This window comes from Xylophilus sp. (assembly GCA_009914555.1).
Classification (GTDB): domain Bacteria; phylum Pseudomonadota; class Gammaproteobacteria; order Burkholderiales; family Burkholderiaceae_C; genus WNDY01.
Window position 1 is genome coordinate 45,198 of sequence record WNDY01000017.1, and the last position, 22,256, is coordinate 67,453.

Genomic DNA, 22,256 nt, shown 5'->3' on the forward strand with positions numbered 1-22,256 from the left:
GCGGAGACATTCGAATGGCATTGGTAGAAATCAAGGTCCCCGACATCGGCGACTTCGACGAGGTCGCGGTCATCGAGGTGCTGGTCAAGGCCGGCGACACGGTGCGCGCCGAGCAGTCGCTGATCACGGTCGAGTCGGACAAGGCGTCGATGGAGATCCCGTCGTCCGCCGCCGGCGTGGTCAAGGAACTGAAGGTGAAAATCGGCGACAAGGTCTCCGAAGGCTCCGTCATCCTGACGCTCGAAGCCGAGGCCGGAGCCTCGTCCGCTCCGGCTCCCGCTCCCGCGGCGGCCCCCGCTTCCGCTGCGGCAGGAGAGGGCCGGGGTGAGGGCGCGGCACCGGCACCGGCACCAGCCGCTCCTGCATCCGCGCCGGCCGCCGCGGCCGGCCCGGTCGAGGTGCGCGTGCCCGACATCGGCGACTTTAAGGACGTCGCCGTCATCGAGGTGCTGGTGAAGCCCGGCGACACCATCGCCGCCGAGCAGTCACTGATCACCGTCGAATCGGACAAGGCATCGATGGAGATCCCGTCGTCGGCCGGCGGCACGCTCAAGCAGCTCAAGGTCCAGGTCGGCGATAAGGTCAACATCGGCGCCCTGATCGCGGTGCTCGAAGGCAGCGCGGCCGCTACGCCTTCGCCGGCGCCTGCCGCCGCATCCCCCGAGGAGGATAGGGCCACAGCGCCTGCAAGCCAAGCACCACAAAAGGATGCTCCCGCCAGTACTCCGGCGGCTACGCCGCTGCCGGCACACGACCCGGCTGCCACCCACACGCCCGGGCCGCTGCCGCATGCGTCGCCGTCGGTGCGCAAGTTCGCCCGCGAACTCGGCGTGCCGCTGGCCGAGGTCAAGGGCTCGGGCCCCAAGGGCCGCATCACGCAGGCCGACGTGCAGAGCTTCACCCGCGCCGTGCTGGCCGGCGACGCGCAGACGAAGGCCCAGGCCGCCAAGGCGCCGGCCGCCAAGTCCGGCGGCGGCGGGCTCGACCTGCTGCCGTGGCCGAAGGTGGACTTCGCCAAATTCGGCCCGGTCGAGCGCAAGGAACTGTCGCGCATCAAGAAGATCAGCGGCGCCAACCTGCACCGCAACTGGGTGCAGATCCCGCACGTCACCAACAACGACGAGGCCGACATCACCGAGCTCGAAGCCTTCCGCGTCTCCACCAACAAGGAGAACGAGAAGTCGGGCGTCAAGGTCACGATGCTGGCCTTCGTCATCAGGGCGGTGGTCGCGGCGCTGAAGAAGTTCCCCGAGTTCAACGCCAGCCTCGACGGCGACGCGCTGGTCTACAAGCAGTACTTCCACATCGGCTTCGCGGCCGACACGCCCAACGGGCTGGTCGTCCCGGTGCTGAAGGATGCCGACAGGAAGGGCATCCTCCAGATCAGCCAGGAGATGGGCGAGTTGGCGAAGAAGGCGCGCGATGGCAAGCTCGGCGCGGCCGACATGCAGGGCGGCAGCATCTCGATTTCATCGCTGGGCGGCATCGGCGGCACGCACTTCACGCCGATCATCAATGCGCCCGAGGTGGCCATCCTCGGCCTGTCGAAGAGCGCCACGAAGCCGGTCTGGGACGGCAAGCAGTTCGTGCCGCGCCTGCTGCTGCCGCTGTCGCTGTCGTACGACCACCGTGTCATCGACGGGGCCGCGGCCGCGCGCTTCAACGCCTATCTGGGCCAGGTTCTGGCCGACTACCGCCGCATCCTGTTATGAGACACCCCCCCGAGCAGCTTCGCTGCTCCCCCCTTCTGCTGTGCGAAGGGGGACGGCGCCAGCGCGGCGGGGCGGCCCTTGCGCGGCGTCTGCTGGCCTCGGCCGCAGAGGCGTTGCATGCCGCTTGTCATGCCTGTGGTCCGGGAGGAGCGGCATGACCACCGTCGTCGTCGTCCGCAAGGCCGGCCAGGTCGCGATCGCCGCGGACACGCTGGTGACCTTCGGGGACACCCGGCTGACCAACCGCTACGAGGACAACTCCAAGCTGTTCAAGGTCGACGGCCATGACGGTCCCTCGTGGATCGGCACGGCCGGCACCGTCGCGCACTTCCCGGTGCTGCGCAAGGCGCTGGGCTCGGTGGCCAGGGAGCAGCTGCGCCTGGGCGGCAAGGACGAGATCTTCGACACGTTCACGCACCTGCACCCGCTGCTCAAGGACCGCTTCTTCCTCCAGACCAAGGAGGAGGACAGCGACCCCTACGAATCGAGCCAGTTCAGCGTGCTGATCGCCAATGCGCACGGCATCTTCGGCCTCTACAGCTACCGCGAGGTCTTCGAGTTCAAGGAATTCTGGGGCATCGGCTCGGGCCGCAGCTTCGCGCTGAGTGCCATGCACGGCGCCTGGCCGCGCGCCAAGACCGCGCGCGAGGTCGCCGAGGCCGGCGTGCTCGCAGGCTGCGAGTTCGACCGCAACACCGCGGGGCCGGTCAACATCCACACGATCAAATTGAAAGCATCCCAATGAGCCTGATCGATATCAAGGTTCCGGACATCGGCGACTTTGCCGATGTGGCGGTCATCGAACTGCTCGTGGCGCCGGGCGATACCGTGCGCGCCGAGCAGTCGCTCATCACCGTCGAATCCGACAAGGCGTCGATGGAGATCCCGTCCTCGCACGCCGGCGTGGTCAAGGAGCTGAAGGTGAAGCTCGGCGACAAGGTCGCCGAGGGCTCCGTCATCCTGACGCTCGAAGCCGATGCCGGCGCTGCACCTTCTCCCTCTGCCGCCCCGGCGGGAGAAGGCCGGGGCGAGGGCAAGGCAGCCGCTGCGGCCGCGCCGGCTCCCGCATCCCGGGCCCAGGACTTCAGCGGCACGGCCGACCAGACGTTCGACGTGGTCGTGCTCGGCGGCGGCCCCGGCGGCTATTCGGCGGCGTTCCGCGCGGCCGACCTGGGCCTCAAGGTCGCCATCGTCGAGCGCTACGCCACGCTCGGCGGTGTCTGCCTCAACGTGGGCTGCATCCCGTCGAAGGCGCTGCTGCACGTGGCGGCCGTCATCGACGAGACGAAGCATTTCGCCGACCTCGGCGTGGACTTCGGCACGCCGTCGATCGACGTCGACAAACTGCGCGGCCACAAGGAAAAGGTCATCGGCAAGCTGACCGGCGGGCTCGCGGCCATGGCCAAGATGCGCAAGGTGACGGTGATCCGCGGCACCGGAAGGTTCGTCGGCGCCAACCACCTCCAAGTCGAGGAAACGACCGGTTCGACCGGCCAGGAGAAGACGGGCAGCCAGCAGACCGTGGCCTTCCAGCGCGCCATCATCGCCGCCGGCAGCCAGGCCGTGCACCTGCCGTTCCTGCCGGACGACCCGCGCATCGTCGACTCCACCGGCGCCCTGGCGCTCAAGGAAGTGCCCAAGCGCCTGCTGGTCCTGGGCGGCGGCATCATCGGCCTGGAGATGGGCACGGTCTACAGCACGCTCGGCGCGCGGCTCGATGTGGTGGAGATGCAGGACGGCCTGATGCAGGGCGCCGACCGCGACCTGGTGAAGGTCTGGCAGAAGCTCAACGCCCACCGCTTCGACAACATCCTGCTCAAGACCAGGACGGTCGGCGCCGAGGCCACGCCCGAGGGCATCAGGGTCACGTTCGCATCGGCCGAGGAGGGCGGCAAGGCCCCCGAGCCGCAGGTCTACGACCTCGTGCTGCAGGCCGTGGGCCGCACCCCCAACGGCAAGAAGATCGGCGCCGAAGCGGCCGGCGTGTCGGTCAGCGACCGCGGCTTCATCCCGGTGGACATCCAGCTGCGCACCAACGTGCCCCACATCTTCGCCATCGGCGACATCGTGGGCCAGCCCATGCTTGCCCACAAGGCGGTGCACGAGGGGCACGTGGCGGCCGAAGTCATTGCCGGCGAACTGCTGGGCAACAAGGAACTGGCCGCAACCGCGTTCGACGCCAGCGTGATCCCGAGCGTGGCCTACACCGATCCCGAAGTGGCCTGGGTGGGCCTCACCGAGGACCAGGCCAAGGCACAGGGCATCAAGGTCAAAAAGGGCCTGTTCCCGTGGACGGCCTCGGGCCGCGCCATCGCCAACGGCCGCGACGAGGGCTACACCAAGCTGCTGTTCGACGATTCGCCCGAGGCGCACGGCCACGGCCGCATTCTTGGCGGCGGCATCGTCGGCACGCACGCCGGCGACATGATCGGCGAGATCGCGCTGGCCATCGAGATGGGCGCCGACGCGGTGGACATCGGCAAGACGATCCACCCGCATCCGACGCTCGGCGAGAGCATCGGCATGGCCGCCGAGATCGCCCACGGCAGCTGCACCGACGTGCCGCCGGCCCGGCGCTGAAGAACATACTCCTCCGGTAGATGGCCTGTGGCGCACGGCTGGTGTGCGCTACAGCCTCATACTCCGTCGACGGCTGTACGGACCCAGTCGGCGTAGTCGGCCGATGCCTCGGCCACCGGCAGCGCGAAGATCGCCGGCAGCTCGTACGGATGCCGCGCGCGCAGCCAGGCCTCCAGCGCGGCGTAGCGTGTCCGCGTGGTCTTGAACAGCAGGCGCACCTCGGGCTCCGCCACCGTCTCGCCCTTCCAGCGGTAGGTGCTGCGGACCGTCTCGGCCTGCACGCAGGCTGCGAGGCCCTGCTCGACGGCCGCGCCGGCCAGGGCGTCGGCCTGGGCCGTGTCGGCCACGGTGGTGATGACGGCGATGAGTTCCATGCGCCTACGATAGCCGGCCTTGTCCCTCCTTTCCATGCAAGCCCTGCTCGACGCCATCGCCGCGATGGACCTTCTGACGCCTGCCGCATCTTCCACGGCCGCGGCGGCCTGCATGCGGGTTGCGAGCAGTGGTCGCTCGACGCCTATCCGCCGGTCTTCGTGCTGACCAGCTTCGCGCCGGCCTCCGACGCGCAGTTGGCTGCCGTGCAGGCCGCGCTCGACGTCCGCGGGCGGCAGATCGCCCCGGGCGAGCCGCTCAACTGGGTGTTCCAGAACCGCCACGCGTCGCTGCGCATCGAGGGCCGCAGCGACACGCGGCTGATGGCCGGCGCCGTTCCCGAGCCGCACGTGGTGACCGAGGCCGGCGCGCGCTACCGCGTGCACGTGCTGCGCGGCCAGAACCACGGCCGGTTCCTCGACATGGCGGCCGGCCGGCAGTGGGTGCGCGGGCACCTGGCCACGTGGCCGCGCGCCAGGGTGCTGAACCTCTTCGCCTACACCTGCGCGTTCTCGGTCGTCGCCCTGCAGGCCGGTGCGAAGTCGGTGGTCAACATCGACATGAGCCACGGCGCGCTCGCCACGGGGCAGCAGAACCCCAGCGCAACTGCATCGCGGCCGGCGCGAGCTTCCTGGCGCACGACATCTTCACGTCGTGGGGCAGGATCAGCCGCGGCGGGCCGTACGACCTAGTGATCGTCGATCCGCCCAGCTACCAGAAGGGCAGCTTCGTCGCGGCCAAGGACTACGCCCGCCTGCTGCGCCGCCTGCCGGATCTGCTGGTGCCGGGCGGCCACGCGCTGGTCTGCCTGAACGCGCCGGAGCTGGGCATGGACTTCCTGCAGGAACAGGTGCAGGCCGCCGCGCCGGGGTGGGAGTTCATCGGCCGGGTGCCGAACCCGCCGGCCTTCGCCGACGCGGCGCCGGAGCGCGCGCTCAAGGTCGCGGTCTACCGCGAGCCGGAGCTGCCCGCCTGAGGCTCACCGCGGCACGGCCCCGTCGCCCGCGTCTTCCGCCGCAGCCGCTTCGGACACCGCGCGGCGCGCGCCGCCGCCCGCAGCCATGCCGGCCAGGGCGCCGCCGCCCGTGTCGCCGCCTGCGCCCCGGCCTCCGCCCCCGCCTCGGCCGCCCGCCGGCTCCCGCCGCCGGCGGTGCCGCCCGGGCGCAGCGGCCCCTGCCTCGGCACGGCCAGGTAGGCCGGAATCGGTTCCAGATCCAAGGCGGCGCGGATGAACTGGCGCAGCGAGGCGACGAGCGCGGCGGTCTCGATGGGGCGGCCCGCCACCAGGTCCTGTGCCGCCGCCACGGCGAGCTGCACCTGCTCCTCGGTGCCGAGCAGGATCACGTCCGACAGCGCCGCCTCGACCGCGTCGCGCACGCGGCGCTGGCGCTCGCTGCTGGACAGCGCCGCCGGTCCGGGCGCACCGTCCCCGAGCGCCGCGGGCGCCGCCGGCTGCAGGTCGCGCAGATGGGTCGGGCTCACGAGCAACTGTCCGGTGAACGAGCCGCCCAGCGTCTTGTAGGCGGCGATCAGCGTCTCGAGCCGCTCGTTGATCTGCCGGTTCTCGCACTCGCGCCTGCGCTGCAGCGTCTGCATGAACACGAGCCGGATGCCGACCATCAGCAGCGTGGCCAGCAGCATGCCGATCAGGGTGGTGAGCAGGGCATGGAAGGAGCTGAAGTCGAGCAGGGATCGCATGGCCGGCGATCCTAGGCGGGTGGGCGCGCGCGGACTGTCAGCGAAGGTCGCCGGCTGCGCCCAGCAAGTTCAGGATGCGCGCCCATTCGGCCGGCTCCACCGGCGTGATGGACAGCCGGTTGCCCCGCTGGAGAATCCGCAGCCCCGCCAGTTCCGGATTGGCCCGCAGCTCCGGCAGGCCGAGCAGCCGCGTCTTGCGCAGCGCCTGCACGTCGAGCAGCAGCCAGCGGGGCGTCTCGGGCTTCGATGCGCCGTCGAAGTAGGGCGAGGCCGCCTCGAACTGCGTCGGGTCCGGCCGGGTACCCGAGGCGATCCGGGCGATGCCGGCGATACCGGGTTCAGGACAACTGGAGTGATAGAACAGCACGCCGTCGCCCACCTGCATTGCGTCGCGCATGAAGTTGCGCGCCTGGTAGTTGCGCACGCCGGTCCAGGGCACGGTGGCGCCGGGCGCGGCGAGCGCATCGTCGATCGAGCATTCGTCGGGCTCGGACTTCATGAGCCAGTGGCGGGCAGGGCGGTTCGTCGTCATGGCGCGATTGTGGATGCGTGGGTTGACACCTGCCGATTGCTGCACATTGGCCCAAGATGCGCAATGGCAGAATCAGCGCCAATGAACCGCTATTGGCAATACCCTACCGTCAAGCCACCGCTGCTTCAGCCGGGCGACAAAGTGGCAATCGTCACACCGTGCTGGGGCGGCCCCGCGATTTTTCCGCAACGTTACCTTGCTGGCAGGCAACAGCTGGTGGATCGTTTCGATCTTGATATTGTTGAAATGCCTCATGCCCTGCATGATGCAGCGTGGCTCGACCGTAATCCCGCTGCGCGGGCGAATGATCTGATGGCTGCTTTTGCCGACCCGGCTATAAAGGGCATCATCGCGACTATTGGCGGCGATGATGCCATACGACTGATCCTGCATATTGACCTGAATATCATTGCCGATCATCCCAAGATATTTCTCGGATACTCCGATACCACTGCCATCAGTATCGGTTGCCTGAAGGCCGGTCTGACCTCCTTCTATGGACCGACCGTCATGTCGGGTTTTGCAGAAAATTGCGGCCTGCATGACCATATGGTGTCCTCGATTCACCGGGCATTATTTTCTTCCGGACCTATGGGTCGAGTGGAGGCCAGCAAGGAAGGGTGGACAGTAGAAAGGCTGGAGTGGCGCGACCCGGCGAACCAACTGCGCCGACGTTGCCTGCAGCCGACGACCGGCCCCAGGGTCTTGCGTGGGCAAGGCATCCACCAAGGTCATCTCATTGGCGGCTGCGCCGATTCTCTCGAGATGCTGAAGGCAACGCCGTGGTGGCCTCCGCTGGACTATTGGCGAGGAGCGATCCTGTTCTACGAGACCTCTGAAGAAGCGCCTTCACCTGCAGTCGTCGCCCGTTGGCTTCGGAATTTTGCGGCGCAGGGGATTCTCCAGGTTCTCAGCGGGATTTTGTTCGGCCGCCCTGGAGGTCACCATCTGTCGGTCGCGCAACATGCCGCGTATGACACGGCAATATTGCGAGTACTGGATGAATGAGGCCTCGAACACCTTCCTGTCCTTGCCAATCTGGATTTTGGACATACAGATCCGATCTTCACTCTGCCTTATGGCGTGGAAGCCCGAATCGATTGCGACCATGTTGAACTGCACATTATCGACAGTGCCACTCGTTGAGTAACGAGCGGAGCAGAAGCTTGTCTGGACAGTCATGCCAAATATGGCGATCGCATCGGCGGTAGCCGTTATGGCGCGATGGCTCACCCACGCCGCCGCCCGGTGCTGCCCCAGCGCGGATCGTCGTCGGCGGGAATCGCGCGGGGGTTACGCTGCGGCTCGGCCAGCGGAGCCAGCAGCGCGTCGAGGTCGGCCTCGGTAAACTTGGCCGCGCCGGCCGCGTCCACGCCCAGCACGCCACGGGCCAGCGCATCCTTGCGGGCCTGCAGTTCGAGCATGCGCTCCTCGATGCTGCCTTCGATCACCAGCCGGTAGACCGTCACCGGCCGCGTCTGGCCGATGCGGTGGGCGCGGGCCGTGGCCTGTTCCTGCACGGCCGGGTTCCACCACGGGTCGAGGTGGACCACGGTGTCGGCCGCGGTCAGGTTCAGGCCGGTGCCGCCGGCCTTGAGGCTGGCCAGCAGGATCGGCGCCTCGCCGGCCTGGAAGCGCCGGACGACATCGCCGCGCGCGGCGGTGGCAGTGGCGCCGGTCAGCAGCAGGAAGTCCAGGCCCTGCCGCTGCAGCTGGCGGGCCACCAGGTCGAGCAGGCCGGTGAACTGCGAAAAGACCAGCAGGCGGCGGCCTTCCTCGACCATCGTCGGCACATGGTCGGCCAGCCAGCGCAGCTTGGCACTTCCTCCGACGGTCGCGGCAGCGGCGGCCGACGGCGGCGCGCCGCGCACCAACCGCGGATCGCAGCAGACCTGGCGCAGCTTGAGCAGGGCGTCGAGCACGCTGATGATCGCCTCCTTCAGCCCCTGCCGGGCCAGCAGCCGGCGCACCTGCTGGTCGGCCGCGGCGCGCACCGCCTCGTAGAGCTCGCGCTGGGCGCCGTCGAGCGGCAGGCGCTGCAGGGCTTCGGTGCGCCCGGGCAGTTCGCGCACCACGTCCTCACGGCGGCGGCGCAGGATGAAGGGCCGCACCCGGTCGGCCAGCAGCTGCGCGCGCAGCGTCTCGCCGTTCTCCTCGATCGGCTTGCGGAAGCGCCGGGCGAAGGTGGCGGCATCGCCGAGATAGCCCGGCAGCAGAAAGTCGAACTGCGCCCAGAGCTCGCCCAGATGGTTCTCCAGCGGCGTGCCGGTCAGGCACAGCCGGTGCCGTGCCGGGATGCGGCGCAGCGCGCGGGCGCCCTGCGTGGCGGCGTTCCTGGCCATCTGCGCCTCGTCGAGGATCAGCAGGTGGAAGCCGGGCGCCGCGGTCAGCCGGCGGATGTCGCGCCAGACCAGGGCATAGGTGGTCAGCACCAGGTCGTGCCGGGTGATGTCCGGCAGCGCCGCGGCGCGCTCCGCGCCGGTGAAGGCCAGCACCCGCAGCCCCGGTGCCATGCGCGCGGCCTCGGCCTGCCAGTTGAAGACCAGCGAGGTCGGCACCACGACGAGCGCCGGGCGGTCGAGCCGGTCGGCCTCCTTCTCGGCCAGCACGTGGGCCAGCGCCTGCGCCGTCTTGCCCAGGCCCATGTCGTCGGCCAGGATGCCCGCGAGGCCCTGGGCGCGCAGGTACTGCAGCCAGGCCAGACCGTCGCGCTGGTAGTCGCGCAGCGGCACCGCCAGGCCGGCAGGCGCCTCGACCGGCGGAGGAACGCCGGCGGTAGCGAGCCGGTCCTTCAGCAGTGCGAGGCCCGCGTCGCCCTCCAGCAGCCAGCCGGCCTGCCGGCCCATGCCCGCCGCGCGCCGGGCCTGGTCGAGCCCGTCGCGCAGCGCGGCCAGCCGACGGGCCTCCCAGCCGCCGAGCCGCAGCGGCTCGCCCTCGCGCCGCTGGCGGCGGGCCGGGTCCATCAGCAGGTCGACCATGGCGCCGACGATGGCCTTGAGCGGCGCGGCCGGCGCCTCGATGTGCCGGCCGCCGGGCGCGCGCAGGCCGATGGTGGACGCGTCGTCGATGGCGGCGATCCGCGCAGCGTCGAGCCAGCGCGGCTCGCGCTGCAGCAGGTCGGCCAGCATCGGTGCGAGGTCGAGCAGTTCGCCGTCGATCTCCACGCCCAGGCTCAGCAGCCAGGCGCCTTCGCGCTCGGGCAGGCGCAGCTTCTGCACCGGCCGCTGGCGCGGCGCCAGGGCCAGGACCTCGCGGCCGGCCGCCTCGCCGCCGTCGGGCGCGAGCAGCAGGCGCCAGCGTTCGACCGGCGCGCTTTCGTGGGCGAAGCCGGGTTCGACCACGATGGACCAGCCCTGCGCCTGCAGCAGCGGCACCCGCTCGGCCCAGAAGTCGCCGAACTGCGATTCCTGCGGCAGGGTCCAGAGCGGGCCGAGGGAGGGCGCCAGGCCGGGGGCGCGCCATTGCAGGCGGTCTGCAGGCAGCGGGCGCAGGCCGGTCGCCTGGAGCGCATCGGAGGCATCGGCTTCGGCCCGGCGGTCGCGCGGCATGCCGGCCGCGGTGCGGCCGCCGAGCACCGACTGCGGCGCCGGCATCTGCCGCAAGGAGCCGTCCGCCAGCCGGTAGGTCCAGTCGACCTCGGCGACCGTGACGCTGCCGCCGCGCGGCCCGAGCGCGCCATGCGGCCGCATGCCGAGCAGGCCGTCGCCGCGGCCGAGCGTACGCAGGCGCAGCCGCGGTTGGAAGACAGCAGGGGGTCGTTCGGAATGAGCCACGGGGTATGGGGTCAGAGCGGTTATATATCAAGCACTCTGAAGTGGAACAAGGGGGTGTATCTGATCATGGCATCCCGTCCTACGCGCGGCGTAAACACAGGCAGACATTCGCCGGAAGCAGGCTGGGTCACATTGCGCCCATCGTATCCACACCCGCCGAACCGAGTTTTCAGCCCATGGCCCAGACCGATCCGCAGCAGCTCCAGGAAACGGCCCAGCGCCTCGATGGCAAGACCGTCGCCATTCTCGTCACCGACGGCTTCGAACAGGTCGAACTGACAGGGCCGAAGGCGGCACTGGAAGAAGCCGGCGCCCGCACCGTGATCGTCGCTCCGAAGGCTGGCCAGGTGCAGGGGTTCAACCACGTGGACAAGGCCGACCGCTTCGACGTAGCGCAGACGCTGGACGATGTACGGGCGGCCGATTTCGACGCACTGCTGCTGCCGGGCGGCGTGGTCAATGCCGATGCGCTGCGCACCGATGCCAAGGCTCAGGCCTTTGCCAAAGCCATCGACGGCGCCGGCAAGCCGATCGCGGTAATCTGCCACGGCGGCTGGCTGCTGGTGTCGGCCGGTCTGGTGGCGGGGCGGACGCTGACCAGCTGGCCCAGCCTTCAGGACGACCTGCGCAATGCCGGCGCGAACTGGGTCGACCAGGAAGTGGTCAGCGACCGCAACTGGACCAGCAGCCGCAAGCCCGATGACATCCCTGCCTTCAACCGCGCGGCCATCGCCGCATTCGCCGGCTAGGCCATGGCTGCTGCGCGGCTCCGACAAGAAGCACGAAAGCGCAGCGGGTGCTGCGCTTTTGCATGGCGGAAGCGCGGGAAGGCTTCAGCGCACGGACGCGGTCTGGTCGACGTCCTCGGCCTGCACGCGGCGCGCGCCGTCGAAGCGGCGCTGCCAGTAGGCGGTGCGCAGGTCTTCCACCCGCACCTCGGCGCCCGGCTTGGGTGCGTGGATGAACTTGTTGTCGCCCACGTAGATGCCCACGTGGCTGAACGCGCGGCGCATCGTGTTGAAGAACACCAGGTCGCCCGGCTTCAGGTCGGCGCGGTCGATCTTGTCGGTGGAGGCGGCCTGCTCGGCGGCGCGCCGGGGCAGAAGCTTGCCGACGGTTTCCTCATAGATCGCGCGCACGAAGCCGCTGCAATCGAAACCGGTGTCGGCGGTGTTGCCGCCGCGGCGGTAGGGCACACCCAGGAAGCCCATGGCATGGACGACAAGGTCGGACGCCTTGTCGCTCACGGATTGGCGCACCGTGTCGATGCGCCGGAAGATGCCCCGCTCGGCCAGAACCCTGTCGATCTCGTCGGAAGAGATCGCTGAGCCGGCGGCGGGGAGGTTGGAGGCACCAGCACCGGAGGTGGTGGGTGCGGCTTGCGCCTGTGCGCAAACCAGCAGGAGGATGCAGAGCCAACGAGACATGGGCCGCTAGACTAAAGGAGGCGCAACTGCACGTCAACCCTTGAATTCCTTGTTAACTTATTGATTTCATGAAGGAATCATGGCGCGGGCAGGCGACGGCCTCGCCGCGATTGTTACGGAGGGGAGCCGGCCAGGCGCCGGCGGCGGGCTCTTCCTGCCGATTGCGGGAACGGAAGGCGTTGCGGCTGGGCGCATCGGCGCTCCTTTTTTCAGAGCAATCCTTTTTTGCAACCAAGCGACTGCGCAGCCCGCGTTGGCGGTGCGGATCGCGCGGCGGCCAGCTCATCCGTGGGTGCGAACTTTTTTATCGAAGGGCCGCTGCCCGGCCGCGAGAGCGCCGCATGCCGCCGGTGCGCAGGACCGCCGGCCGCCGGGGTCGGGGACAATCGGCGCCTTTCCCTCCGACCGAGAAAGAAGAACGCACCATGCTCCTCGACGCCTCCGAATCCCAGCTCGTGCTGGTGGACTACCAGGAACGCCTCCTGCCCGCAATCCACGAAGGCCCGCAGGTGCTGGCCAACGCCGTCCGGCTGGCCAGGATCGCCCAGCTGCTGGACGTGAAGGTCTGGGGCACCGAGCAGAACCCTTCCAGTTTGGGGCCGAACGACGCGCAGCTGCGCGCGCTGTGTCGCCGCACCCTGCCGAAGATGCATTTCAGCGCGGTGGAGGAAGGCCTGGGCGAATGGCTTCGGCCGCCGGCGCAGCCGGCGCGCGGCAACGCGCGCAGCCTGCCCCGGCACCTGCAGAAAGTCCGCCAGGAAGAGCAGGAGGCCGCGCCCGCCACCATCGTGATCGCCGGCTGCGAGGCCCACGTCTGCCTGCTCCAGACCGCGCTGGACCTGGTCGAGGACGAATTCGACGTCTGGGTGGTGACAGATGCCTGCGGCTCGCGCACCGAGCGCAACCGCGACGCCGCGTTCGACCGTCTGGCCGGCGCCGGCGCCGAACTGGTGACGACCGAGATGGTCGCCTTCGAATGGCTGCGCACGGCGGAAGACCCGCATTTCCGAGAAGTGCTGTCCCTCATCAAATAGCGGCACGGGCCGGACGCCGGTACGTCAGACTGCGGAAAGCCTGCTCTTCATAATCCCGGACCACGGCGCCGCGGCAGTTACCCGACCACGGCCCATTCTGGAGACAAGCCATGCCCCGCGAAAACTATGCGCGCTTCCACCGCCGCTCGCTCGACGAGCCCGACGCCTTCTGGGCCGAGCAGGCCACGCTGATCGACTGGCAGGCCGCGCCGCCGCAGCCGGTGTGCGACACCTCTCGCCCGCCTTTCGTGCAGTGGTTCACCGGCGGCGCCACCAACCTCTGCCATAACGCGGTCGACCGCCACCTGGCCGATCGTGCGGACCAGGCCGCGCTGGTCGCCATCTCCACCGAGACCGACAGCGAGCGCAGCTACAGCTTCCGCGAACTGCATGCCGAGGTGCAGCGCATGGCGGCCGTGCTGCGCGGGCTGGGCGTGCAGAAGGGCGACCGGGTACTGATCTACATGCCCATGATCGCCGAGGCCGCCTTCGCCATGCTGGCGGCAGCGCGCATCGGCGCCATCCATTCGGTGGTCTTCGGCGGCTTCGCCTCGGGCTCGCTGGCGGCCCGCATCGACGATGCCGAGCCGACGGTGATCGTCAGCGCCGACGCTGGCTCGCGCGGCGGCAAGGTGGTCGCCTACAAACCGCTGCTCGACGCCGCCGTCGCCCAGGCATCGCACCAGCCGCGCGCCGTGCTGCTGGTGGATCGCGGCTTGGCGCCGATCGACTGGGTGCCGGGCCGCGACCACGCCTGGCGCGCGCTGCGCGAGCAGCACATCGATGCGCAGGTTCCCTGTGAATGGGTCGACGCCACGCATCCGAGCTACACGCTCTACACCAGCGGCACCACGGGCAAGCCCAAGGGCGTGCAGCGCGACACCGGCGGCTATGCCGTCGCGCTGGCGGCCAGCATGCGGTACATCTTCGACGCCAGGGCCGGACAGGTCTTCTTCTCGACCAGCGACATCGGCTGGGTCGTGGGCCACAGCTACATCGTCTACGGCCCGCTGATCGCCGGGCTGACCACGCTGTTCTACGAAGGGCTGCCCACGCGGCCCGACGCCGGCATCTGGTGGCGGCTGGTCGAGAAGTACCGCGTGACCCACCTGTTCTCCGCGCCCACGGCGGTGCGCGTGCTCAAGAAGCAGGATCCGGCCTGGCTCAGCAGATACGACCTCTCCAGCCTCACCGCGCTGTTCCTGGCCGGCGAGCCGCTGGACGAGCCCACCTCGCGCTGGATCGGCGACGCGCTCGGCGTGCCGGTGGTCGACAACTACTGGCAGACCGAGACCGGCTGGCCCATCCTCACGATCGCGCGCGGCATGGACGACCGCGCGCCGCGCGTGGGCAGCCCCGGCGTGCCGGTCTACGGCTACGACGTGCGCCTGGTGGACGGCGAGACCGGCGAGGAACTCACGGGCGCCGGCCAGAGGGGCGTGCTCGCCATCGCCGGCCCGCTGCCGCCGGGCTGCCTGCAGACCGTGTGGCGCAACGACCAGCGCTTCGTCGACACCTATTGGCGCAGCATCCCGGGCCGCGACGATCTCTACAGCACCTTCGACTGGGGCATCCGCGACGCGGACGGCTATTTCTTCATCCTCGGCCGCACCGACGACGTGATCAACGTGGCCGGCCACCGGCTCGGCACGCGCGAGATCGAGGAGGCGATCGCCGGCCATCCGAACGTGGCCGAGGTGGCGGTGGTCGGCGTGGCCGATGCGCTCAAGGGCCAGGTGGCCGTGGCCTTCGCGGTGGCGCGCGACGCCGCCGGACTCGGCGACGCCGCCGCGCGGCTGCGGCTTGAAGGCGAGGTGATGCAGCAGGTCGACGGCCGCCTCGGCGCCGTGGGCCGGCCGGCGCGGGTGCACTTCGTCACGGTCTTGCCCAAGACCCGCAGCGGCAAGCTCCTGCGCCGCGCGCTGCAGGCCGTCTGCGAAGGCCGCGACCCCGGCGACCTGACGACGATCGAGGATCCGTCGGCGCTGCAGCAGGTGCGGGCGCTGCTCCACTCCGCCTGACGGTGTAGAAAGCGGGCTGCTCCACCAGCCGCCCGCCGCCATGCGTCAGTACTTCGCCGAGAACAAGAGCACCCACCGCATCGCCTATGCCACCGCGGCCGGCCTGCTGACGCTGGCCTCGCCCTGGCCCGGCGACGGCGCGCTGCGCGGCCTGCCGGCCTGGACCGTGGGCGCCGCGGTCTACCTCGTGCTCGCCTGGTGGCTCGCGGTGGAGTTCGATGCGCGCCGCACGCGCGAGCGCGCCCAGGCGCAGGACCAGCCGGGGCTGGTCGTCTTCCTCGTGCTGGTCGGCGCGGTGATCGCGAGCGTGGCGGCCATCGCCTCGCTGCTGCAGCGCATGCCGGCGGCCGGTGCGCCGGGGCGGCCGCTGCACATCGCCCTGGCGATGTTCGCGCTCGCGGCCTCGTGGCTGTTGATCCAGACGCTGTTCGCCTTCCGCTATGCGCACCGCTACTACCAGGAGGAGATGCGGCGCGAGCCCGACGGCGCGGGCCTGGAGTTCCCGGGCGGGCAGGACCCGGACTATTTCGACTTCATGTACTACAGCTACGTGGTCGGCATGACCTCGCAGGTGTCGGACGTACAGGTCACCTCGCGCGAGATGCGCCGCCTCACGCTGGTGCACGGCGTGTTGTCGTTCGCGTTCAACATGCTGGTGCTCGCGCTGAGCATCAACGTGGTGGCTGGGGCGATGTGAAGAGAGGATTTTCTGGAACGAAAAAATAGACGAAACTCATATTGGGCGAAAATTTCGAATATTCAGAAAACGGCTCTGACACCATCGATTCAAGGCCGGGTGGCTTGCTGATTAATGGTCCCGCAGCGAGCCGATGCTATTTGCCGGAGCGAGCCTTGGTCCGCCGGCCGACGCCGCCTGACTGCCACATTGGCAAATTCTGCTGCATCACTGGATACCGGCCGGCCATTCCTTTTCATCACAAGGTCAAGTCCAACCCAAGCCTCCTGCCAACGAAGAAGGTGACAAACAGCAGGAGCAGGAGCATTAGCACAAAGATTGCGGTCGCCTTGCCGGCTGCGCGCAGTACCGCGCGCCTCTCGATCTGCCGCCCCTTCTTTCCTTGATCGTAATGCCACTTGATGGCCAAGAACATGACCGTGCCGAAAACGAGAATCTTGAATATGACGAAGACTACGGGGATCCAATCCATCATTTTGTATTTTCACAAAGTTACATTTTACCGTCTATCGTGAGGGCTCTCCCTCAGGGTGCCGCTCCAGCAATCATTCCTTCACCGCCAAAATGGCGGCTGGGCCATATTACCTAAAAGCAATTTCCATTCATTGAGACAAATTGTCCCACCTGCAAACCATGAAGATCAAAATTTGCCAGCCTGGTTGCCGCGATTGGCCGTGCACCGCGGGTCGTGCTTCTTGCAGATCGCCGGATGCGTTGCAGGCGACGGTCGTGGACGGATCGCTGGCCCATCACACAATCATCTTCCGCTGAGCGTTCTCCAACTCCAGCAATGCCACCTTGCGCTCCAGGCCGCCGGCGTAGCCGGTCAGCGCGCCGCCGGTGCTGACCACCCGGTGGTACGGCCCGATCACGCTGATCGGGTTGCGCTCCACGGCCGCGCCGACGGCGCGCACGGCCGAGGCGCTGCCGAGTCCTTGCGCGATGGCGCCATGATCCCGGACCGCGACGATCTCTACAGCACCTTCGACTGGGGCATCCGCGACGCGGACGGCTATTGCATGGTGGCTGGCGATGGAGTTCGACGCGCGCCGCACGCGGGAGCGGGCGCAGGCGCAGGACCAGCCTGGACCGGTCGTCTTCCTCGCGCTGCTGGGCGCGGTGATCGCCAGCGTGGCGGCCATCGCCTAGCTGCTCCAGCGCATGCCGGCGGCCGGCCAGCCGGGGCGGCCGCTGCACATCGTGCTGGCCATGCTGGCGCTGGCCGCGTCGTGGCTGCTGATCCAGACCCTGTTCGCCTTCCGCTGTCGGACGTACAGGTCAGCTCGCGCGAGATGCGGCGGCTCACGCTGGTGCACGGCGTGCTGGCCTTCGCCTTCAACATGCTGGTGCTGGCACTGAGCATCAACGTGGTGGCGGGGGCGATGTAGGGCGGATCAGTCGGCCTGCAGGCCCAGCCTGCGGATCAGTGCCGAGAAGCGCTGCATGTCGCCGTCGATGATCTTCTGGAACTCCTGCGGCGTGCTGCTGCGCGGCTCCGCGCCCTGGGCTACCAGGGCATCGCGCACTTGCGGCTGCGCCACGATCTCGCGGATGTCCGCGGCGATCTTGACGACGATGGCGCGCGGCGTGCCGGCCGGCGCGAGCACGCCGATCCAGGAGGCGAGCTCGGCATTGGGCACGCCGGCCTCGGCCAGGGTCGGCACCTGGGGCAGCGCGGCCGAGCGGGTCGCGGATGCGACCGCCAGCGGCTTGAACTTCCCGCCGCTGATGAGCCCCGTGGCGCCGAAGATCGAGGTGAACTGCAGGGGTACGTGCCCGGCGATCACATCGGAATTCGCCTGCCCGCCGCCTTTGTAGGGCACGTGCTGGAACTTCGCTCCCGATGCGGCCTGGAAGACCTCGAAGGCCAGATGGGTGGAGTTGCCGGTGCCCGAACTGGCGAAGCTGTAGGCGCCCGGCTCCGCCTTTCCCAGCGCGACCAGGCTCCGGACGTCCTGCGCCTTGAACTGCGGGTTGACCACCAGCACCAACGGCAGGTCGGCCACCAGCGAAACGGGCGCGAACGCCTTCTGCGCGTCGTAGGGCAGTTTCGAGTACAGATACGGATTGATGGCCTGCGTGCCGACGTTGCCCATCAGCAGCGTGTAGCCGTCGGGCCGGGCGCGCGCCACCAGGTCGGCGCCGAGGATGCCGCCTGCGCCGCCGCGGTTGTCCACCACGACGCTCTGGCCCCACTTCGCCGCAAGCTTGGGCGCAATGAGCCGGGCACCGGTATCGGTGCCGCCGCCGGCGACGAAGGGCACGACCAGCGTGACCGGCTTGCTGGGAAAGGGCTTCTGTGCAGGGGACGCGAAGGGCACCGATGCCACTGCGGCGGCCACGGCGAAGTTCATTTTCATGGTCATGTCTCGAAGGGTTGTCGGAAGAACCGCAGGCCGGCCGGCAGCCTAGAAGCGCGCGTAGGCGATGCGCCAGGTCTGGGCCTGCTCGGAAAGAGAGAAGCCCAGGCCAGGGATCTCGGGAAGGAACATATTTCCGTCGCGGATCTGGATGCGCTCGTTGAAGGCCGGCTCCAGCCATTCGATGTGCTCGACCCAGCTCTCGTGAGGATAGGCGCAGGCCAGGTGAATGTGGATCTCCATGACGAAGTGCGGCGCGAGCTTCAGGCGCTTCACGTCGGCCAGCGCGGCCAGTTTGAGGAAAGGCGTGATGCCACCGACCCGCGGCGCATCGGGCTGCAGGAACGTCACCGACTGGTGGTCGATCAACTCCGAGACTTCCGCCACGCTGCTCAGCATCTCGCCGGTGGCGATCGGCGTGTCCAGCTTCTCGCTCAGGCGGGCATGGCCGCGGTAGTCGTAGGCGGAGATCGGCTCCTCCATCCACACCAGGTTGAAGGCGTCCAACGCGCGGCCCGCGCGCAGCGCCGTGGTGTAGTCCCACTGCTGGTTGGCGTCCACCATGACCGGCACGTTCGGCCCGACATGCTGGCGCACGGCGGCCACGCGCTCGATATCCTTGGTCACGTCGGGCTGGCCGACCTTGATCTTGATGCCGCCGATGCCGCGCTCCAGCGACGCATCGACGTTGCCCAGTACCTCGGCTTTCGACGCATTGAGGTAGCCGCCCGACGTGTTGTAGCAAGGCACGGCGTCGCGGTAGGCGCCGATCAGCTTGCCGATGGAGCGGTTGCAACTCTTGGCCTTCAAATCCCACAGGGCGATGTCGAAGGCCGCGATGGACTGCACGGTCACACCGGTGCGCGACACGGAAGCGCCCAGCCAGGCGAGCTTTTCCCACAGCCGTCCGATGTCGGCCGGATCTTCGCCGATCAGCGCACCGGCCAGATCCTTGGCATGGGCGAAGAGGGCATTGCCGCCGGCGCGCAGCGAATAGCTGAAGCCGAAGCCGCGCGCTCCGCTGCTGGTCTCGACGGCGGCGGTGAGCATGTCCACCTGGGCCAGCGGCTTCTGACGGCCGGTGAGCACCTTGGCGTCGCTCAGCGCCTGCTTGAGGGGCACCTGGTACAGCGCGATCTCGACATTCTTGAGGGTTTCCATGGCGGGTTCTCTCGGTGATTCGATGGATGGAAGGAAATCTCAGTCGAGCTGCGCGTTCGATGCCTTGACGATGCGAGCCCACTTGGGCGCCTCGGCCGCCTGGTAGGCCGCGAACTCGGCGGGCGAACTGCCGACCGGCTCGATGCCCAGCTCCTGCAGCCGCCGGCGCATGTCGGAGGTCTTGAGGACGGCCTGCACCTGTGACGACAGCGCCGCGACGATGTCCGCAGGCGTGCCCGCCGGCGCCCACAGTCCGTACCAGGTGCTGATGTCGTAGCCGGGCACGGCTTCGGAGATGGATGGCAGCTCGGGCGCGGCCGACGAGCGCTGGGCGCTGGTCACACCCAGCGGGCGCAGCCGGCCCGACTTGATGAACGGCATGCTCGACGGCACCGAATCGAAGATCACCTGCACATGACCTGCGACCACGTCGTTCATGGCCGGCGCGCTGCCCTTGTAGGTGATCTGCTGCATGGCAACGTTCGCCATGGTCTTGAAGGACTCTGCTGCAAGATGCGTGGCCGAGCCGTTGCCCGACGAGGCGTATTGCAGCGGCGTGGGCGCAGCCTTGGCATAGGCGATCAGTTCCTTGACCGTAGACACCTTGAGGCTGGGATGGACGGACATCACCAGCGGCGCACGGCCCAGCAGGCTGATGGGTGCGAAGTCCTTCAGCGGATCGAAGGGAACCTTGCGAAACAGCGCCGGGTAGATCACATGGACCGACGCACTCACCAGCAGCGTGTAGCCGTCGGCCGGCGCCTTGGCGACCTGCTCGGTACCGGTGAGACCCGTGGCGCCGGGGCGGTTGTCGATCACGAAAGGCTCGTGCAGCCGGTCGCCCAGCGGCTGCGCCAGCAGGCGGGCAATCATGTCGTTGGGGCCGCCGGCCGGGTACGGCACGACCACCCGCACCGGCTTGGAGGGATAGACGGTCTGGGCGGCTGCTGCGGGGAGGGCCCAGGTGGCCAGGGCGCTGGAAGCCAACCCGGCGGCGAACGATCGCCTTTGCATGCGTGTCTCCGTCATCTGCCAATACACAGTAGGGCGGAGTATCGAGACAAACACGGTCATCGTCAATCCATCGTGCACGATCCATGATGAAAGAATATGCCGGGCAGCAGCTGCCGCAATGGGCCTTATGATCCGCTCGCTGCCATGAACACCAAAACGAATTCCGCCGCTGTCCGGCTGGTCAAGACGCCGCTTTCCGAGCAGGCCTACGACGAGCTCAAGCGCCAGATCCTGGATCAGCAGCTGAAGCCGGGGGAGCGGCTGAACATCGATGCGCTGTCACGCTCCTGCGGCATCAGCAGCTCGCCGCTGCGCGAGGCCTTGACGAGGCTGGGCGCCGAAGGGCTGGTGGTTTTTGCCGCGAACACAGGCTTTTCCGTCGCGCCGGTGCCGGATGCCCGGCAGATGGGCCAGTTGATGGATTTCCGTCTGCTGATGGAAGCGCACTGCGCGCGCGTCGGCGCCGCCGCCGCGGGCCATGCGCAGACGGCAGTGGAGCTGGAGAAGGCGATCGCCGCCATGGTTGCGCTGCGCCGCAAGGGCGCGAGCTACAAGCAGTACCGGGCGTTCATCGATCTGGAGCAGAGCTTCCATCAGAGCATCGTGGACAGCGCCGGCAACGAGCCGATCTCCGCCGCCTGGCGCGAACTGCATCTCATCATGAACGTGGCCCGGCTCTCCGTCCTGCCCGAGAGCAACGTGCTCGGCTCGGATGCCGCCGTGCAGGAGCACCGGCAGATCGCCGCCGCCTTTGCAGCCAGGGACCCCGCCGGTGCGGAACTGGCGCTGCGCAGGCACCTGCAGGCGGCGCGCGACCGGATGCAGCCGGGCGTTCAGTCCTGACGCGCCACGCCCGAAGCCCCGGCAGGGGAAGAAGCCGGCGCGACACGGCCCCGCACCCCTTCCAGCTCCAGCAGCGCCACCTTGCGGTCCAGCCCGCCGGCATAGCCGGTCAGCGCGCCGCCAGTGCCGACCACCCGGTGGCACGGCACGATCACGCTGATCGGATTGCGCCCCACAGCCGCGCCGACGGCGCGCACGGCCGAGGCGCTGCCGAGTCCTCGCGCGATGGCGCCATAGCTCGTCGTGCGGCCAAGCGGAATGGCCAGCAGCGCCTGCCACACCGCCTGCTGGAAGGGCGTGCCGAAAGCCAGGTCCAGCGGCAGGTCGAAGCCCGTGCGCCGGCCGGCGAAGTAGTCCAGAAGCTGGCCGCGCGTTTGCAGTAGCACGGCATGGGCGTCGTCGATCGCCCAGCTGCGCGGACCGCCGGCTTTGGGCGGGAAGTGGCGCTGGCCGGTGAACCAGACGCCGGCCAGGCCCGCGGGCGAGGCGGCGGCGACCACTTCGCCGAACGGGCTGTCGAAGCGGTGCTGGACGAAGGAGGCGGGGAGTTTCATGGTCGGGTTGCTCCAGCGGGAGGGATGCCGCGCGCCCAGGCGCGCAGCACGGCATAGCTGCGCCAGGGGCGCCAAGCCTGCGATGCGGCTTCGGCCGCCTGCGCCGGGCGGGGTGCATCGCGCACGCCCAGGGCCGATTGCAGGGCGACGTCGCCGGCCGGGAAGGCGTCCGGCCAGCGCAGGGCGCGCATGGCGATGTACTGGGCCGTCCAGTCGCCGATGCCGGGCAGGGCGCGCAGGGCGGCGGTGGTCTCGGCCAGGGGGGCGAAGGGATGCAGGGCGAGCCGCCTCTGGGTGACGGCTTCGGCCAGGGCGGTGATGGCGGCCTGGCGCTGGCGCACGATGCCGAGCGAGCCTGTCCGAAATTTTGTGTGTGAGGCATAGCATGTCAATGAGGAGCATGTATGCCGACGAGCAAGACGAAAACGAAGAACGCAGCGATAGCCGCCCGAACGGCGGCGTTGCCCACGATCCCCAA

The 22,256-nt window shown here is 68.9% G+C and carries 19 protein-coding genes and 4 pseudogenes; 11 read left to right on the top strand and 12 right to left on the bottom strand.

The genetic code is table 11. The features are described 5' to 3' along the window. The first annotated feature begins 14 nt into the window (after positions 1 to 14). From aceF to lpdA, 3 genes are all read left to right on the top strand, one after another. On the top strand, positions 15 to 1,712 hold the full coding sequence (aceF, locus tag GAK38_RS10090) for a dihydrolipoyllysine-residue acetyltransferase (RefSeq protein ID WP_325343720.1): 1,698 nt from the start codon (positions 15 to 17) through the stop codon (positions 1,710 to 1,712). A gap of 154 nt (positions 1,713 to 1,866) precedes the next feature. Next, positions 1,867 to 2,457: an MFS transporter gene (locus tag GAK38_RS10095; protein WP_325343722.1), complete on the top strand. Its 591-nt coding sequence runs from the start codon at positions 1,867 to 1,869 to the stop codon at positions 2,455 to 2,457. Further along, on the top strand, positions 2,454 to 4,292 hold the full coding sequence (gene lpdA / locus GAK38_RS10100) for a dihydrolipoyl dehydrogenase (protein ID WP_325343724.1): 1,839 nt from the start codon (positions 2,454 to 2,456) through the stop codon (positions 4,290 to 4,292). Before GAK38_RS10095 ends, lpdA begins: the two co-directional genes overlap by 4 nt. A 56-nt stretch (positions 4,293 to 4,348) precedes the next feature. On the opposite strand, the gene cutA is transcribed toward lpdA, so the two are convergent. Further along, a complete protein-coding gene (gene cutA / locus GAK38_RS10105) occupies positions 4,349 to 4,666 on the bottom strand; it encodes a divalent-cation tolerance protein CutA (protein WP_325343726.1) in 318 nt (105 codons plus the stop codon). Between the two features lie 34 nt (positions 4,667 to 4,700). Between cutA and GAK38_RS10110 the strand changes: the two are divergent. After that, positions 4,701 to 5,640: pseudogene (locus tag GAK38_RS10110) on the top strand (class I SAM-dependent methyltransferase). Here the strand turns inward: GAK38_RS10110 and GAK38_RS10115 are convergent. Next, entirely contained in the window at positions 5,613 to 6,362 is a 750-nt protein-coding gene (locus GAK38_RS10115; RefSeq protein ID WP_443089188.1) for a hypothetical protein, read from the bottom strand. The pseudogene GAK38_RS10110 and the gene GAK38_RS10115 overlap by 28 nt on opposite strands. 37 nt (positions 6,363 to 6,399) lie before the next feature. Beyond that, a complete protein-coding gene (locus tag GAK38_RS10120; protein ID WP_325343728.1) occupies positions 6,400 to 6,894 on the bottom strand; it encodes an EVE domain-containing protein in 495 nt (164 codons plus the stop codon). Positions 6,895 to 6,975: 81 nt separating this feature from the next. Here GAK38_RS10120 and GAK38_RS10125 point away from each other — a divergent pair. Beyond that, positions 6,976 to 8,040, top strand: a pseudogene (locus tag GAK38_RS10125) (S66 family peptidase). An 83-nt stretch (positions 8,041 to 8,123) separates the two neighbouring features. Here GAK38_RS10125 and GAK38_RS10130 read toward each other — a convergent pair. Beyond that, entirely contained in the window at positions 8,124 to 10,667 is a 2,544-nt protein-coding gene (locus GAK38_RS10130) for a DEAD/DEAH box helicase (RefSeq protein WP_325343730.1), read from the bottom strand. A gap of 176 nt (positions 10,668 to 10,843) precedes the next feature. Between GAK38_RS10130 and GAK38_RS10135 the strand changes: the two genes are divergently transcribed. Then, entirely contained in the window at positions 10,844 to 11,416 is a 573-nt protein-coding gene (locus tag GAK38_RS10135) for a type 1 glutamine amidotransferase domain-containing protein (protein WP_325343733.1), read from the top strand. 84 nt (positions 11,417 to 11,500) lie between these two features. Here GAK38_RS10135 and GAK38_RS10140 read toward each other — a convergent pair whose 3' ends face one another. Further along, the gene (locus GAK38_RS10140; RefSeq protein ID WP_325343735.1) at positions 11,501 to 12,094 is read right to left on the bottom strand and encodes a C40 family peptidase; all 594 of its coding nucleotides are present in this window, start codon (positions 12,092 to 12,094) and stop codon (positions 11,501 to 11,503) included. A gap of 425 nt (positions 12,095 to 12,519) precedes the next feature. Between GAK38_RS10140 and GAK38_RS10145 the strand changes: the two genes are divergently transcribed. The 3 genes from GAK38_RS10145 (at position 12,520) to GAK38_RS10155 (ending at position 15,846) form a co-directional block, all read left to right on the top strand. Then, complete coding sequence (locus tag GAK38_RS10145) at positions 12,520 to 13,128, top strand: isochorismatase family protein (RefSeq protein ID WP_325343737.1); 609 nt, start codon at positions 12,520 to 12,522, stop codon at positions 13,126 to 13,128. 110 nt (positions 13,129 to 13,238) lie between these two features. Continuing rightward, on the top strand, positions 13,239 to 15,149 hold the full coding sequence (locus tag GAK38_RS10150) for a propionate--CoA ligase (RefSeq protein ID WP_325343739.1): 1,911 nt from the start codon (positions 13,239 to 13,241) through the stop codon (positions 15,147 to 15,149). A 40-nt stretch (positions 15,150 to 15,189) separates the two neighbouring features. Further along, positions 15,190 to 15,846: a DUF1345 domain-containing protein gene (locus tag GAK38_RS10155; RefSeq protein ID WP_325343741.1), complete on the top strand. Its 657-nt coding sequence runs from the start codon at positions 15,190 to 15,192 to the stop codon at positions 15,844 to 15,846. Positions 15,847 to 16,084: 238 nt separating this feature from the next. Here the strand turns inward: GAK38_RS10155 and GAK38_RS10160 are convergent, their stop codons facing one another. Next, a complete protein-coding gene (locus GAK38_RS10160; RefSeq protein WP_325343743.1) occupies positions 16,085 to 16,321 on the bottom strand; it encodes a hypothetical protein in 237 nt (78 codons plus the stop codon). Positions 16,322 to 16,595: 274 nt separating this feature from the next. Then, a pseudogene (locus GAK38_RS10165) lies at positions 16,596 to 16,799 on the bottom strand (methylated-DNA--[protein]-cysteine S-methyltransferase); the annotation flags it as partial. Positions 16,800 to 17,075: 276 nt separating this feature from the next. On the opposite strand from GAK38_RS10165, the gene GAK38_RS10170 reads away from it, so the two are divergent. Further along, the gene (locus GAK38_RS10170) at positions 17,076 to 17,234 is read left to right on the top strand and encodes a DUF1345 domain-containing protein (protein WP_325343745.1); all 159 of its coding nucleotides are present in this window, start codon (positions 17,076 to 17,078) and stop codon (positions 17,232 to 17,234) included. Positions 17,235 to 17,240: 6 nt separating this feature from the next. Here the strand turns inward: GAK38_RS10170 and GAK38_RS10175 are convergent, their stop codons facing one another. From GAK38_RS10175 to GAK38_RS10185, 3 genes are read right to left on the bottom strand one after another with little or no spacing between them, the layout of a single operon-like run. Beyond that, a complete protein-coding gene (locus GAK38_RS10175; protein WP_325343747.1) occupies positions 17,241 to 18,206 on the bottom strand; it encodes a Bug family tripartite tricarboxylate transporter substrate binding protein in 966 nt (321 codons plus the stop codon). Positions 18,207 to 18,254: 48 nt separating this feature from the next. Next, positions 18,255 to 19,367 (bottom strand): L-talarate/galactarate dehydratase, encoded by a 1,113-nt coding sequence (locus tag GAK38_RS10180; RefSeq protein ID WP_325343749.1) that lies wholly within the window; start codon positions 19,365 to 19,367, stop codon positions 18,255 to 18,257. Between the two features lie 39 nt (positions 19,368 to 19,406). Further along, the gene (locus GAK38_RS10185) at positions 19,407 to 20,381 is read right to left on the bottom strand and encodes a tripartite tricarboxylate transporter substrate binding protein (RefSeq protein WP_325343751.1); all 975 of its coding nucleotides are present in this window, start codon (positions 20,379 to 20,381) and stop codon (positions 19,407 to 19,409) included. Positions 20,382 to 20,525: 144 nt separating this feature from the next. Here GAK38_RS10185 and GAK38_RS10190 point away from each other — a divergent pair, with 144 nt between their 5' ends. Then, positions 20,526 to 21,224 carry a GntR family transcriptional regulator gene (locus tag GAK38_RS10190; protein WP_325343753.1) on the top strand — a complete coding sequence of 233 codons (699 nt, stop codon included), beginning with the start codon at positions 20,526 to 20,528 and terminating at the stop codon, positions 21,222 to 21,224. Here GAK38_RS10190 and GAK38_RS10195 read toward each other — a convergent pair. Next, positions 21,215 to 21,778, bottom strand: coding sequence for a methylated-DNA--[protein]-cysteine S-methyltransferase (locus GAK38_RS10195; protein WP_325343755.1), 564 nt, complete (start codon positions 21,776 to 21,778; stop codon positions 21,215 to 21,217). The two genes, GAK38_RS10190 and GAK38_RS10195, sit on opposite strands and share 10 nt — an antisense overlap. After that, a pseudogene (locus GAK38_RS10200) lies at positions 21,775 to 22,134 on the bottom strand (adenosine deaminase); the annotation flags it as partial. The gene GAK38_RS10195 and the pseudogene GAK38_RS10200, both read right to left, overlap by 4 nt. Positions 22,135 to 22,256 lie beyond the last annotated feature (122 nt).

What these genes read in the sequence shown, in the direction of transcription:
- GAK38_RS10155 (WP_325343741.1), top strand. Translation starts at nt 15,190, where the DNA reads ATGCGTCAGTACTTCGCCGAGAACAAGAGCACCCACCGCATCGCCTAT.
- GAK38_RS10190 (WP_325343753.1), top strand. Translation starts at nt 20,526, where the DNA reads ATGAACACCAAAACGAATTCCGCCGCTGTCCGGCTGGTCAAGACGCCG.
- GAK38_RS10175 (WP_325343747.1), bottom strand. Translation starts at nt 18,206, where the DNA reads ATGAAAATGAACTTCGCCGTGGCCGCCGCAGTGGCATCGGTGCCCTTC.
- aceF (WP_325343720.1), top strand. Translation starts at nt 15, where the DNA reads ATGGCATTGGTAGAAATCAAGGTCCCCGACATCGGCGACTTCGACGAG.
- GAK38_RS10115 (WP_443089188.1), bottom strand. Translation starts at nt 6,362, where the DNA reads ATGCGATCCCTGCTCGACTTCAGCTCCTTCCATGCCCTGCTCACCACC.
- GAK38_RS10135 (WP_325343733.1), top strand. Translation starts at nt 10,844, where the DNA reads ATGGCCCAGACCGATCCGCAGCAGCTCCAGGAAACGGCCCAGCGCCTC.
- GAK38_RS10140 (WP_325343735.1), bottom strand. Translation starts at nt 12,094, where the DNA reads ATGTCTCGTTGGCTCTGCATCCTCCTGCTGGTTTGCGCACAGGCGCAA.
- cutA (WP_325343726.1), bottom strand. Translation starts at nt 4,666, where the DNA reads ATGGAACTCATCGCCGTCATCACCACCGTGGCCGACACGGCCCAGGCC.
- GAK38_RS10180 (WP_325343749.1), bottom strand. Translation starts at nt 19,367, where the DNA reads ATGGAAACCCTCAAGAATGTCGAGATCGCGCTGTACCAGGTGCCCCTC.
- GAK38_RS10120 (WP_325343728.1), bottom strand. Translation starts at nt 6,894, where the DNA reads ATGACGACGAACCGCCCTGCCCGCCACTGGCTCATGAAGTCCGAGCCC.
- GAK38_RS10185 (WP_325343751.1), bottom strand. Translation starts at nt 20,381, where the DNA reads ATGCAAAGGCGATCGTTCGCCGCCGGGTTGGCTTCCAGCGCCCTGGCC.
- lpdA (WP_325343724.1), top strand. Translation starts at nt 2,454, where the DNA reads ATGAGCCTGATCGATATCAAGGTTCCGGACATCGGCGACTTTGCCGAT.
- GAK38_RS10195 (WP_325343755.1), bottom strand. Translation starts at nt 21,778, where the DNA reads ATGAAACTCCCCGCCTCCTTCGTCCAGCACCGCTTCGACAGCCCGTTC.
- GAK38_RS10095 (WP_325343722.1), top strand. Translation starts at nt 1,867, where the DNA reads ATGACCACCGTCGTCGTCGTCCGCAAGGCCGGCCAGGTCGCGATCGCC.
- GAK38_RS10160 (WP_325343743.1), bottom strand. Translation starts at nt 16,321, where the DNA reads ATGATGGATTGGATCCCCGTAGTCTTCGTCATATTCAAGATTCTCGTT.
- GAK38_RS10145 (WP_325343737.1), top strand. Translation starts at nt 12,520, where the DNA reads ATGCTCCTCGACGCCTCCGAATCCCAGCTCGTGCTGGTGGACTACCAG.
- GAK38_RS10150 (WP_325343739.1), top strand. Translation starts at nt 13,239, where the DNA reads ATGCCCCGCGAAAACTATGCGCGCTTCCACCGCCGCTCGCTCGACGAG.